The organism is Mycobacterium sp., assembly GCF_050701515.1.
GTDB lineage: Bacteria > Actinomycetota > Actinomycetes > Mycobacteriales > Mycobacteriaceae > Mycobacterium.
This window is the reverse complement of record NZ_JBOGDB010000042.1, coordinates 1-11,809: the sequence shown is the minus strand read 5'-3', so window position 1 is coordinate 11,809 and position 11,809 is coordinate 1. Positions and strand designations below refer to the sequence as shown.

At 66.3% G+C, this 11,809-nt stretch carries 14 protein-coding genes and 1 pseudogene; 12 read left to right on the top strand and 3 right to left on the bottom strand.

The genetic code is table 11. The features are described 5' to 3' along the window. Together ACRDU5_RS03365 and mptB are read right to left on the bottom strand one after the other, a co-directional pair. A partial coding sequence (locus ACRDU5_RS03365) for an ABC transporter ATP-binding protein (protein WP_526612811.1) occupies window positions 1-650 on the bottom strand: 650 nt, incomplete at its 3' end. Continuing rightward, complete coding sequence (gene mptB, locus ACRDU5_RS03360; RefSeq protein ID WP_526612809.1) at window positions 647-2,365, bottom strand: polyprenol phosphomannose-dependent alpha 1,6 mannosyltransferase MptB; 1,719 nt, start codon at window positions 2,363-2,365, stop codon at window positions 647-649. The genes ACRDU5_RS03365 and mptB, both read right to left, overlap by 4 nt. Before the next feature lie 90 nt (window positions 2,366-2,455). On the opposite strand from mptB, the gene ACRDU5_RS03355 reads away from it, so the two are divergent. The 7 genes from ACRDU5_RS03355 to ACRDU5_RS03325 are packed head-to-tail and all read left to right on the top strand — an operon-like array spanning window position 2,456 to window position 8,685. Further along, the gene (locus ACRDU5_RS03355; protein ID WP_526612808.1) at window positions 2,456-3,223 is read left to right on the top strand and encodes a helix-turn-helix transcriptional regulator; all 768 of its coding nucleotides are present in this window, start codon (window positions 2,456-2,458) and stop codon (window positions 3,221-3,223) included. Next, on the top strand, window positions 3,220-4,671 hold the full coding sequence (sufB, locus tag ACRDU5_RS03350; protein WP_526612806.1) for a Fe-S cluster assembly protein SufB: 1,452 nt from the start codon (window positions 3,220-3,222) through the stop codon (window positions 4,669-4,671). Before ACRDU5_RS03355 ends, sufB begins: the two co-directional genes overlap by 4 nt. Next, the gene (gene sufD / locus ACRDU5_RS03345) at window positions 4,672-5,850 is read left to right on the top strand and encodes a Fe-S cluster assembly protein SufD (RefSeq protein WP_526612805.1); all 1,179 of its coding nucleotides are present in this window, start codon (window positions 4,672-4,674) and stop codon (window positions 5,848-5,850) included. Beyond that, window positions 5,847-6,614 (top strand): Fe-S cluster assembly ATPase SufC, encoded by a 768-nt coding sequence (gene sufC, locus ACRDU5_RS03340; RefSeq protein ID WP_526612803.1) that lies wholly within the window; start codon window positions 5,847-5,849, stop codon window positions 6,612-6,614. Before sufD ends, sufC begins: the two co-directional genes overlap by 4 nt. Before the next feature lies 1 nt (window position 6,615). Further along, window positions 6,616-7,881, top strand: a complete 1,266-nt coding sequence (locus ACRDU5_RS03335; protein ID WP_526612802.1) for a cysteine desulfurase — start codon at window positions 6,616-6,618, stop codon at window positions 7,879-7,881. Between the two features lie 2 nt (window positions 7,882-7,883). After that, window positions 7,884-8,360, top strand: a complete 477-nt coding sequence (gene sufU / locus ACRDU5_RS03330; RefSeq protein WP_526612812.1) for a Fe-S cluster assembly sulfur transfer protein SufU — start codon at window positions 7,884-7,886, stop codon at window positions 8,358-8,360. After that, window positions 8,338-8,685, top strand: a complete 348-nt coding sequence (locus ACRDU5_RS03325) for a metal-sulfur cluster assembly factor (RefSeq protein ID WP_526612800.1) — start codon at window positions 8,338-8,340, stop codon at window positions 8,683-8,685. Before sufU ends, ACRDU5_RS03325 begins: the two co-directional genes overlap by 23 nt. Here ACRDU5_RS03325 and ACRDU5_RS03320 read toward each other — a convergent pair. Beyond that, window positions 8,682-8,930 (bottom strand): hypothetical protein, encoded by a 249-nt coding sequence (locus tag ACRDU5_RS03320; RefSeq protein ID WP_526612799.1) that lies wholly within the window; start codon window positions 8,928-8,930, stop codon window positions 8,682-8,684. The two genes, ACRDU5_RS03325 and ACRDU5_RS03320, sit on opposite strands and share 4 nt — an antisense overlap. Window positions 8,931-9,045: 115 nt before the next feature. On the opposite strand from ACRDU5_RS03320, the pseudogene ACRDU5_RS03315 reads away from it, so the two are divergent. The 5 genes and pseudogenes from ACRDU5_RS03315 to ACRDU5_RS03295 form a co-directional block, all read left to right on the top strand. After that, window positions 9,046-10,207, top strand: a pseudogene (locus ACRDU5_RS03315) (HNH endonuclease signature motif containing protein). A 78-nt stretch (window positions 10,208-10,285) separates the two neighbouring features. Next, window positions 10,286-10,909 (top strand): RNA polymerase sigma factor, encoded by a 624-nt coding sequence (locus ACRDU5_RS03310; protein WP_526612797.1) that lies wholly within the window; start codon window positions 10,286-10,288, stop codon window positions 10,907-10,909. Then, window positions 10,906-11,145, top strand: a complete 240-nt coding sequence (locus tag ACRDU5_RS03305) for an anti-sigma factor family protein (RefSeq protein ID WP_526612796.1) — start codon at window positions 10,906-10,908, stop codon at window positions 11,143-11,145. Before ACRDU5_RS03310 ends, ACRDU5_RS03305 begins: the two co-directional genes overlap by 4 nt. Window positions 11,146-11,190: 45 nt before the next feature. Next, on the top strand, window positions 11,191-11,556 hold the full coding sequence (gene trxA, locus ACRDU5_RS03300; protein WP_526612795.1) for a thioredoxin: 366 nt from the start codon (window positions 11,191-11,193) through the stop codon (window positions 11,554-11,556). A gap of 29 nt (window positions 11,557-11,585) precedes the next feature. Beyond that, window positions 11,586-11,809, top strand: a 224-nt coding sequence (locus ACRDU5_RS03295) for an enoyl-CoA hydratase/isomerase family protein (protein WP_526612793.1), incomplete at its 3' end; no start/stop codon positions are given.

The following is an 11,809-nucleotide window of genomic DNA, read 5'->3' as shown; positions in this document are numbered from 1 at the left end:
CCGGTGGCCACCGGCACCCCGTGATCGATGATCACCAGGCGGTCGGCCAGCTCCTCGGCCTCGGTCAGCTGGTGAGTGGTCAGCACCACCGTGACGCCGTCGCGGCGCAGCGCATCGATCAACTCCCACACCACAATCCGCGCATGCGCGTCCATGCCCGCGGTCGGTTCGTCGAGGAACACCAGTTCCGGGCGGGCGACCACCGCGCATGCCAGCGCCAGCCGCTGCTGCTGTCCGCCGGATAGCCGTCGGTAGGTCGTCCTCGCCGTCTCGGTCAGGCCTAGCGTGTCCATCAGCCATCCCGGGTCCAACGGGTTGGCGGCGTACGCCGCAACGAGATTGAGCATCTCGCCCGCTTGTGCCGCCGGATATCCGCCGCCGCCCTGCAGCATCACCCCGATGCGTTCACGCACCCGCGCGTTATCGGTGACCGGATCCAGCCCGAGGATTTCGATGGTGCCCGCGTCGGCCCGGATGAAACCCTCGCACATCTCCACCGTCGTCGTCTTGCCCGCGCCGTTCGGTCCCAGCAGCGCGAGCACCTCCGCGGGCGCCACCTCGAGGTCGAGATTGGCGACGGCCGTCGTCGACCCGTAGCGCTTGCTGACCCCTTGCAAGCGCACGGGGACGACGCCGGAGCCGGAGGTCACGGGGATTCAGCGTAGGCGTCGGGCTTCGCGGTCCGCGGCTGTGGTGGCGGCGGTTCGGCCGCGACGGGCGCCGGGATCAGTGCCGCATCGGCGTCCGGTAGCCGCCGCCACGGCAGCCGGTAGTAGGTGAGCGCGATGAGCGCCAGCACGATGACCGTGCTGGCCGCGGTCGCGAGCACGATCTGGAACAAGGCGAACCGGTCGCCGTTGGCGGTCGGCCCGAAGATGCCGACCACCAGCGTGATCGCGATCGTCGCGCCGCGGAACCCCGGCCGGGTCGCCCACGCCGCCAGCGGGATGATCGCCCACAGCAGATACCAGGGCTGCACCACCGGGAACAGCAGCACGGTGGCGGCCAGCGCGACGCCGAGTCCACCCACCGGATGCAGCCGGCCGCGCAGCACCGAAATCAACAACCAGGTCACCAGCACCGCGATGATGAACACGCCGATGCCACGGGTCAACGCCAGCACCGCGGTGGTGTGATCGCCCAGCCCCAGCAGGATGCCGACCTGGCCGGTGCCCAGCGCCAGCAGTGTCGGCGGCGACATCCAGCTGCGCACCACGTTGGCGGTCCCGAGCGTGAAGATCCAGCCGAAGCCCAGGCCGCTGGCCCACCCGATGGCCGCCATCACCGCCAGTGACAGCGCCGTCAGCGATCCGCCGGCCACCAGGAATGCCTTGAACGTGCCGCCCCACCGGCGTGCCAGCGCCATCGCCACGAAGCCGAGCGCCAGCAGCGACGGCAGCTTGATCTGTGAGGACATCGTGATCAGCACCGTGCCCAGGACCAGCATCGCCATCGGCCGCCAGCGAGCCCACTCGTCGCGTCCGCCCGGCCAGGAAAACGGCCTGGGCAGCAGCGGCTTGGCCGCTCCGATGCCATCGACACCGCGTAGCGCGAACTCGGTGCCCGCCAGCATCAGGCCCAGCATCAGCGCCTCGTTGTGAATGCCCGCGACCAGGTGCATGAACAGCAGCGGGTTGGCCGGACCCAGCCACAGCGCGCTCACCTCGGCGACTCCGCACCGGCGGGCCAGCCGCGGTGTCGCCCACACGATGAGGCCCACCCCGGCAAGCACGATCAGCCGGTGGCACAGCGTGGCGGCGACGATGTTCTCGCCGGTCAGCGCCGAGATGCCACGGCCGATCCACAGGAACAATGGACCGTAGGGCGCCGGCGTCTCACGCCACAGGCTCGGCACCGACAGCGTGAAGACATGGTCGAGGCCCAGGCCGGGTGCGGGGCCGACGCGATACGGATCCAGTCCCAGCCGCGAGATCTGACTCTGCGCGAGATAGGAGTAGACGTCCTTGCTGTACATCGGCGGTGCGACCAGCAGCGGTAGCGCCCACAGCAGCAGCGTGCGGTCCAGTTGGCTGCGCGTCATCCGCCTGCTGCCGAGCGTGAACCGGCCCAGCATCAGCCAGGCCAGCGCCATCATCACCGCGCCGGTCGTGGTCATGGTCAGCGAGACGGTCTGGATGCGTGACGGCAGGTTGAGCAGCCGCACTCCGAACGTCGGATCCTGCACCACCGGCCGGGCTCCTGCGCCGAGCGCCCCGATGGCCATCAGCACGGTGCCGGTGGCCCCGAACAGGCGGGTTCGTCGCAACGCGATGAGCTCGGCGTCGTTCAACGGGGTGCCGACGGTCCGCTCGTCGCCATGCCAGCCGGCTATCGAGGTGGACAGGGACCGCAGGCGGAAAGCCATCACAGCAGCGTAGCTGGCACTGGTGAGGCGTTCGTCACGCTAAGGGTAGCCTTGCTAGACCCGGTTTCGGAATTCCGTCACAATGGTGTTGTGAAATTCCGTCCGGAGGCCGGAGCCGCTGTATCGGCGACATCTGGCAGCGACCGCCACACGCGTGGCGCGATTGTCCAGCTGCTGCTGGAGGCCGGACCGATCACCGCCGGTGAGATCGGTGAGCGGCTCGGCATCTCCGCCGCTGGCGTGCGCAGACACCTGGACGCCCTGCTGGAGGCCGGCGACGCGCAGTCCAGTGCGGCGGCGTCCTGGCAGCACACTGGCCGTGGCCGACCCGCCCGCCGGTATCGCCTGACCGCTGCCGGACGGGCCAAGCTGGGGCACACCTACGACGATCTGGCCGTCGCGGCCATGCGTCAGCTCCGCGAGATCGGCGGCGACGACGCCGTCCGAACGTTCGCGCGGCGCCGCATTGACAGCATCCTCTCGGGAGTAACCGAGGGCCCCGACGATGTTGACGACGTTGAATCCACCGTCGATAAAGTGGCCGCCGCGCTGACCGAGGCCGGTTACGCCGCAACGACTACCCCGGTGAGCGGGCCGATCCACGGAGTGCAGCTCTGCCAGCACCACTGCCCGGTGTCGCACGTCGCGGAGGAATTCCCGGAACTGTGCGAAACCGAGCGGGACGCCTTCGCCGAGGTGCTGGGTACCCATGTACAGCGGTTGGCCACGATCGTCAACGGAGACTGCGCCTGCACCACGCACGTGCCGCTCACCGACAAAAGCACAGACAAGCAAGCAGAACTTCGTCGCACAGCCCGCGCCGAAGCCACCAAGACCCAACAAGGAGTGTCTACATGACCGCCATGCCGGATACCACGGTCCACAAGACCGGCGAGCCGCTCACCCAGGCCGAGGCCATCGCCTCGCTGAGCCGGTACGGCTATGGCTGGGTGGATTCCGACGTCGCGGGCGCCAGCGCACAGCGCGGGCTGTCCGAGGCGGTGGTGCGCGACATCTCGGGCAAGAAGAACGAGCCGGAGTGGATGCTGGAAAGCCGGCTGCGCGCGCTGCGGACCTTCAACAAGAAGCCGATGCCGAACTGGGGGTCCAATCTCGAGGGCATCGACTTCGAGAACATCAAGTACTTCGTGCGCTCGACCGAGAAGCAGGCCGCGTCCTGGGAGGATTTGCCCGAGGACATCAGGAATACGTACGACAAACTCGGAATTCCCGAGGCTGAAAAGCAGCGATTGGTTGCCGGCGTAGCGGCTCAGTACGAAAGCGAGGTTGTTTACCACCAGATCCGCGAGGACCTGGAGGCCCAAGGCGTCCTCTTCCTCGATACCGACACCGGCCTGAGGGAACACGAGGACGTCTTCAAGCAGTACTTCGGCACGGTGATCCCGGCCGGGGACAACAAGTTCTCCGCGCTGAATACCGCGGTGTGGTCGGGCGGTTCGTTCATCTACGTGCCGCCGGGCGTGCACGTGGACATCCCGCTGCAGGCCTACTTCCGGATCAACACCGAGAACATGGGCCAGTTCGAGCGGACGCTGATCATCGTTGACGAGGGCGCCTACGTGCACTACGTCGAGGGCTGTACCGCGCCGATCTACAAGAGCGATTCGCTGCACTCGGCGGTCGTGGAGATCATCGTAAAGCCCGGTGGCCGTTGCCGTTACACGACGATTCAGAACTGGTCGAACAACGTCTACAACCTGGTCACCAAGCGGGCCCGCGCCGAGGCCGGCGCCACCATGGAGTGGATCGACGGCAACATCGGGTCGAAGGTCACGATGAAGTATCCGGCCGTGTGGATGACCGGCGAGCACGCCAAGGGCGAGGTGCTGTCGGTGGCGTTCGCCGGCGAGGGCCAGCATCAGGACACCGGCGCGAAGATGCTGCACCTGGCGCCCAACACGTCGTCGAACATCGTCTCCAAGTCGGTGGCCCGTGCCGGCGGGCGCGCGTCCTACCGTGGCCTGGTTCAGGTCAACAAGGGCGCGCACGGCTCGCGCTCCAGCGTGAAATGCGATGCGCTGCTGGTCGATACCATCAGCCGGTCCGACACCTACCCGTACGTCGACATCCGCGAGGACGACGTCACGATGGGTCACGAGGCCACCGTTTCCAAGGTCAGCGAGGACCAGCTGTTCTACCTGATGAGCCGCGGCATGACCGAGGACGAGGCGATGGCGATGGTGGTGCGCGGCTTCGTCGAGCCGATCGCCAAGGAATTGCCGATGGAGTACGCCCTGGAGCTGAACCGTCTGATCGAGCTGCAGATGGAAGGCGCGGTGGGCTAGGTGGCTCAGGACCTCACCACTGCGGTCGAAGGGATCAACAAGGGCGAGCAGTTCACGTCATTCGACGTCGACGCCTTCGAGGTGCCGCACGGCCGCGACGAGATCTGGCGCTTCACTCCGCTGCGCCGGCTGCGCGGCCTGCACGACGGCTCCGCACCCGCGACCGGCAGCGCCCGCATCGAGGTCTCCGAGTGCCCCGGTGTCACCGCCGAAACGGTGCGCCGCGGTGACGAGCGGCTCGGGCAGGCCGGTGTGCCCGCCGACCGTGTTGCCGCCCAGGCGTTCTCGTCGTTCAACAACGCGACAATCGTCACGATCCCAAAGGATGTGACGTGCGACGAGCCGATCGAGATCGACGTGACCGGACCCGGAGAGGGCGCGACCGCGTACGGCCATCTTCAGGTGCGGGTGGGCGAACTCGGTGAGGCCGTCGTGGTCATCGACCAGCGGGGCAGCGGAATCTACGCCGACAACATCGAATTCGTCGTCGACGACGCGGCCCGGCTGACCGTCGTCTCGATCGCCGACTGGGCCGACGATGTCGTCAACGTCAGCAGCCACCACGCGGTGCTCGGCAAGGACGCCGTGCTGCGACACGTCGCGGTCACCCTCGGCGGCGACCTGGTGCGACTGACCGCCCGCGCGCGGTTCGATGCCCCCGGTGGGGACGCCGAACTGCTCGGCCTGTACTTCGCCGACGACGGACAGCACTTCGAGTCGCGGCTGCTGATCGACCATGCGCAGCCGAACTGTCGTTCGCACGTGACCTACAAGGGTGCGCTGCAAGGGGATCCGGATTCGTCGCGGCCCGATGCGCACACCGTCTGGGTCGGCGACGTGCTGATCCGGGCGGAGGCCGTCGGGACCGACACCTTCGAAACCAACCGCAACCTGGTGCTCACCGACGGCGCCCGCGCCGACTCGATGCCTAATCTGGAAATCGAGACCGGCGAGATCATCGGGGCCGGACACGCAAGCGCCACCGGACGATTCGACGACGAGCAGGTGTTCTACCTGCAGACCCGCGGAATCCCGGAAGACCAGGCCCGGCGCCTCATCGTGCGCGGCTTCTTCGGCGAGCTGATCCAGAAGATCGCCGTGTCCGCCGTACGTGAACGCCTCACCGATGCCATCGAACACGAACTAGCGATAACGGAATCGAGAATAGCCACCTCATGACCACACTGGATATCAAGGACCTGCACGTCAGCGTCGCCCCATCCGAGGCCGCCGACGAGATCCCGATCCTCAAGGGCGTCGACCTCACGGTGAAGTCGGGGGAGACCCATGCGCTCATGGGGCCCAACGGATCCGGCAAGTCCACGCTGTCCTATGCGATCGCCGGTCATCCGAAGTACCGGGTGACGTCCGGCTCGATCACGCTGGACGGCCAGGACGTGCTGGAGATGAGCGCCGACGAACGCGCCCGCGCCGGTCTGTTCCTGGCCATGCAGTATCCGGTCGAGGTGCCCGGGGTGTCGATGTCGAACTTCCTGCGCTCCGCCGTCACCTCCGTCCGCGGTGAGGCGCCCAAGCTGCGGCACTGGGTCAAAGAGGTCAAGTCCGCGATGGACGAACTCGACATCGACCCGGCGTTCTCCGAGCGCAGCGTCAACGAAGGCTTCTCCGGCGGCGAGAAGAAGCGCCACGAGATCCTGCAGCTGGCCCTGCTCAAGCCCAAGATCGCGGTTCTCGACGAGACCGACTCCGGGCTCGACGTCGACGCGCTGCGGGTGGTCAGCGACGGTGTCAACCGCTACGCCGAAGAGGTGCACGGCGGCATCCTGCTGATCACCCACTACACCCGGATCCTGCGCCACATCCAGCCGCAGTTCGTACACGTCTTCATCGGTGGCCGCATCGTCGAGTCGGGCGGCCCCGAGCTGGCCGATGAGCTAGACGCCAACGGATACGAGCGCTTCACCCAGGTGGTCGGAGCTTGACATGACCATTTCGGTTTCGAAATCGCCGCAGACGTTGGATCTCACCAAGATCAGGGCGGACTTTCCGATCCTGACCCGGGTGATGCGCGGCGGAAACCGGTTGGCCTACTTGGATTCCGGCGCCACTTCGCAGCGGCCGGTGCAGGTGCTCGACGCCGAACGCGATTTTCTCACCACCTCCTACGGTGCCGTGCATCGCGGCGCGCACCAGCTGATGGAGGAGTCCACCGACGCCTACGAGCAGGGTCGCGCCGGCATCGCGACGTTCGTCGGTGCCGACGCCGGCGAGCTGGTGTTCACCAAGAACGCCACCGAGGCGATCAACCTGGTGGCGTATGTGCTGGGCGACGATCGCTTCGCGGGCGCCGTCGGCCCCGGCGATGTGATCGTCACCACCGAACTCGAACATCACGCCAACCTGATCCCGTGGCAGGAGTTGGCCCGGCGTACCGGCGCGACGCTGCGCTGGTACTCGGTGACCGACGACGGCCGCATCGACCTCGACTCGCTGCAGCTCGATGAGCGCGTGAAAGTCGTGACATTCAGCCACCATTCGAATGTCACCGGCGCGTTGGCGCCGGTGACGGACCTGGTGAGGCGGGCGGAGGCGGTCGGGGCGTTGACGGTGCTCGATGCCTGCCAGTCGGTTCCGCATCAGCCGGTGGACTTCCATGCCCTCGGCATCGACTATGCCGCGTTCTCTGGCCATAAGATGCTGGGGCCCAACGGCATTGGTGTGCTGTACGGCCGGCGCGAGCTGATGAACGCGATGCCGCCATTCATCACCGGCGGCTCGATGATCGAAACCGTGACGATGGAGGCCACCACCTACGCGCCACCGCCGCAGCGCTTCGAGGCCGGCACCCCGATGACGTCACAGGTCGTCGGGCTGGCAACCGCCGCCCGGTATCTGCAGGCCATCGGCATGGAGGCCGTCGAGGCGCACGAAGCCGAACTGGTCACGGCCGCGCTGGACGGGCTGGCCGGCATCGACGGGGTGCGGATCATCGGGCCGATGTCGCTGGAGCACCGCGGCTCGCCCGTCGCGTTCGTCGTCGACGGCGTGCACGCCCACGATGTTGGGCAGGTTCTGGACGACGACGGCGTCGCGGTGCGGGTCGGGCATCACTGTGCGTTGCCGCTGCACCGCCGCTTCGGCATCGCCGCTACCGCGCGGGCGTCGTTCGCGGTCTACAACACCCTCGACGAGGTGGATCGGCTGGTAGCAGGCGTGCGCCGCGCCGTCGGCTTCTTCGGCAGGGAGTGAGTCTGCAGGTGCGGCTGGAGCAGATCTACCAAGAAGTGATCCTCGATCACTACAAACACCCTCATCATCGAGGGCTACGCGAGCCGTTCGGGGCCGAGGCGTATCACGTTAACCCGCTATGCGGAGACGAGGTTAGGGTTCGAGTCGCGCTGAGCGATGGCGGCGAACGTGTCTTCGACGTTTCGTATGATGCGGTAGGTTGCTCGATCAGTCAGGCCGCCACCTCGGTGCTGACCGATCAGGTGATCGGCCAGAGCGTGGGCGACGCCCTGAAGACCGTCGCGGCGTTCACCGAGATGATTTCGTCCCGAGGCAACGTTGAGGGCGATGAAGACGTGCTCGGCGATGGCATTGCCTTCGCCGGGGTGGCCAAGTATCCGGCGCGGATTAAGTGTGCGCTGCTGGGCTGGATGGCCTTCAAAGACGCAGTGGCGCAAGCCAGTGAGGAGACGCCAGATGAGCGACACCGCAGTGCCTAATGACGAGTTTCTCGCCGACCTCGAGGAGGCGATGCGCGACGTCGTCGACCCGGAGCTGGGCATCAACGTGGTGGACCTCGGCCTGGTCTACGGCCTCGACGTGGAGAAGGGCGAGAGCGGCACCGTCGCGCTGATCGACATGACGCTGACGTCCGCGGCCTGCCCGTTGACCGACGTCATCGAGGATCAGTCGCGCACGGCGCTGGTGGGTGCCGGGCTGGTCAACGAGATCAAGATCAACTGGGTGTGGAACCCGCCGTGGGGCCCGGACAAGATCACCGAGGACGGCCGAGAACAGTTGCGCGCCCTCGGTTTCACCGTCTAGGACGGACCATTTCGGCGACCGACGATCAAGTCCTTGATCTCGATGAGTTGCTCATCGACCGAACGGAACCTACCGCGGCTTTCTTGGTGGAAGTCCGCTAGCTCAGTTTCAACCGCGGTCAGTCGCAGCGAATGTTCACGCTGATTGGCACCCAGTGCATTGACTGCCGTCAGCACGGCGCGATAGTCGGCCTGTGACGCTTCGAGCGCCGCTACCCGCGCTTCGAGATCTTCCAGGGTGGCCACGCCACCACCTTAAGGGAACCGAAGCCTGGTGGGTGAGCCGTTGGATGCGTTGTCGACCGCTGAGCGGCTGGCGGCGACGTATGAGTGGGAGACGTTCGTGCGCCGGCTGGCCGCGATGGGCCATCGGTTGATCGCGGGGTTGGCGCAGGTGCCGACCGACGAGCTGGGGGAGCCGACCCTGGCTGCTGCGTTGGCGACGTTGTCGCGGATCTCGAAGGCCGAGGCGCATCGACGCATCCACGAGGCACAGGATCTCGGGCCGCGTTCAGGGTTGACGGGTGAGCCGTTGGAGCCAGTGCTGTCGCACACGGCGGCCGCGCAGCGGCGCGGGGAGATCGGGGCCGAGCACGTGAAGATCATTCGGCGGTTCTTCGACCAGCTGCCCGGCTTCGTCGACTACGAGACCCGCGAGGCCGCCGAGGCCCAGCTGGCCGAGATCGCCTGCGGGCTCAAGCCCGAGGAGTTGCGTCAGGCCGCCGACCGGCTGGCGATCCTGCTCGACCAGGACGGCCAGCTCTCCGACGCCGACCGGGCGCGGCGGCGCTACCTGACCATCGACAAACAGCAGCCCGACGGGCATGTGCAACCCCGATGACGAGGACCCGTGTGTGGACGACAACCCCTCGGCCGAATCGGTGCACGGCGATGCCCGTTCGACGGGGCAGCGCAACCACGACGCGCTCAAAGCGCTGTGCCGGGCGTTGCTGGCGTCGGGCCAGTTGGGCAGCCACAAGGGGCTGCCGGTGACGATGGTCATCTCCACCACGTTGGCCGAGTTGGAGTCCGTGCGCGGGCATGCGGTCACCGGCGGCGGCAGCCCTTTGCCGATGTCGGAGGTGATTCGCCAAGCCGCCGCGGCGCACCACTACCTGTCGGTGTTCGACGACCACACGGAGTGCGCACTGTATCTGGGTCGTAGCCGTCGATTGGCCTCGGCGGCGCAACGGATTGTGTTGTACGCCAGGGACCGCGGCTGCACCTTCCCGGGTTGTACCGCACCGGCGTATCACAGCGAGGCCCACCACCGAAATGCCGACTGGGCCCACGGCGGACAAACCAACATCGACGACGAGAGCCTGGCCTGCGGCATTGACAATCGCCGCGTCAAACCCGGCGGCTGGCGGACCCGAAAACGCAAAGACGGCCGAACCGAATGGATACCACCCCCGAATCTGGACACCGGGCAAGCCCGCGTGAACAACTACCATCACCCCGAGCGCTACCTGATTCCCGACGAGTCCGACGACGACGAGTCCGACGACGACGAGTGTCGATAGGCCATTCCGAAACGGGGTGTGAAGCGGGGTGTAACGGTTCGGCTGCTGCCGCACACTCAACCCACGATGATCGGAACCGTGGACGAAACAACGCTCATCGCCTCGCTGCGCGATGGCGATGAAACCGTGTTCGCCGAACTCGTCGACCAGCACACGCCATCCATGCTGCGGGTGGCGCGCGGTTACGTGCCCAGCCACGAGATCGCCGAAGAAGTGGTGCAGGAGACCTGGATCGCCCTGCTCAAGGGGATCGACAAGTTCGAGGGTCGATCGTCTTTGCGCACCTGGCTGTTCGCGGTCATGATCAATATCGCCAAGGCGCGGGGTATCAGGGAGCGCCGAGATGCGGACACCGCCATTGCCGCGTTCACCGGAGGCACCGTCGACCCGCGGCTATTCCGTGGTCAGGACGAGCAGTGGCCGGGAGACTGGAAGGATTGGAAGGAGTATCCGAGGGCGTTTCCCGAAACTCCCGAGGATTCCGTGCTGGCCGCTGAGCTGACCGCGGTCGCCCGCGCGGAACTGGACCGGCTGCCCGAGAAACAGCGAGTTGTCGTCACATTGCGCGACATGCTCGGATTCGACTCGAGCGAGGTGTGTGAGCTGCTTGACATTAGCGTCGCCAATCAGCGGGTACTCCTGCACCGAGGCCGGGCGGCGGTTCGACTTGTGTTGGAGTCCTACCTGGGGGTTGGCCCATGAGTGAAAAGCAGATGACCTGCAAAGAGTTGGTTGAACTGGTGACGGCTTATCTCGAGTGCGCGCTGGACGCAGATAAGCATTCGTTGTTCGATGCGCATTTGGAGTACTGCGATGGCTGCCGGAATTATCTCGAACAGTTTCGCGTAACTGTGCGCACAATGGGCAGGATCCGCGACGATGAGCTGGACCCCGCGTTCCGCAAACGCCTGCTCGACGCGTTCAGAGATTTCAAGTGACCAGATAGTGGGAACACACACCCAAACCTCGACGTTAGGACAGACGTGGCTACCCAAGACATCACTGCCGAGCAGTTCAACGACATCATCAATGGCAACGAGATCGTGCTCGTGGACTTCTGGGCGTCCTGGTGCGGACCGTGTCGCGCGTTCGCGCCGACCTTCGCGGCCTCCTCGGAGGAGCACCTCGACGTGCTTCATGCCAAGGTCGACACCGAGGCCGAGGAGGCGCTCGCCGCTGCCGCCGAGATCCGGTCCATCCCGACATTGATGGCGTTCAAGAAGGGCAAACTGGTGTTCAACCAGGCCGGGGCGCTGCCGCCGGCCGCGCTGGAGGACCTGGTGCAGCAGGTCAAGGCGTTCGACATCGACGCCGCGATCGCCGCGCAATCCAACGGCGAAAAGAGCTGAAAACGGCGCACGCGATAGCGTGCAAGGTCGTGACTGACCAGAACAGCTTCGTCCTCGTAGACCGCCCGCGACCCAACGTCGCGCTGGTGACGCTGAACCGCCCGGAGCGGATGAACTCCATGGCGTTCGACGTCATGGTTCCGCTGAAGAAGGTCCTCGAAGAGTTGACCTACGACAACTCCGCGCGGGTGATCGTGCTCACAGGTGCGGGCCGCGGCTTCTCCTCGGGCGCCGACCACAAGTCGGCGGGATC

Bases quoted from the DNA above. Each gene is read 5' to 3' on its own strand.
- mptB (WP_526612809.1), bottom strand. From the start codon at position 2,365: ATGGCTTTCCGCCTGCGGTCCCTGTCCACCTCGATAGCCGGCTGGCAT.
- sufB (WP_526612806.1), top strand. From the start codon at position 3,220: ATGACCGCCATGCCGGATACCACGGTCCACAAGACCGGCGAGCCGCTC.
- sufC (WP_526612803.1), top strand. From the start codon at position 5,847: ATGACCACACTGGATATCAAGGACCTGCACGTCAGCGTCGCCCCATCC.
- ACRDU5_RS03335 (WP_526612802.1), top strand. From the start codon at position 6,616: ATGACCATTTCGGTTTCGAAATCGCCGCAGACGTTGGATCTCACCAAG.
- ACRDU5_RS03325 (WP_526612800.1), top strand. From the start codon at position 8,338: ATGAGCGACACCGCAGTGCCTAATGACGAGTTTCTCGCCGACCTCGAG.
- ACRDU5_RS03305 (WP_526612796.1), top strand. From the start codon at position 10,906: ATGAGTGAAAAGCAGATGACCTGCAAAGAGTTGGTTGAACTGGTGACG.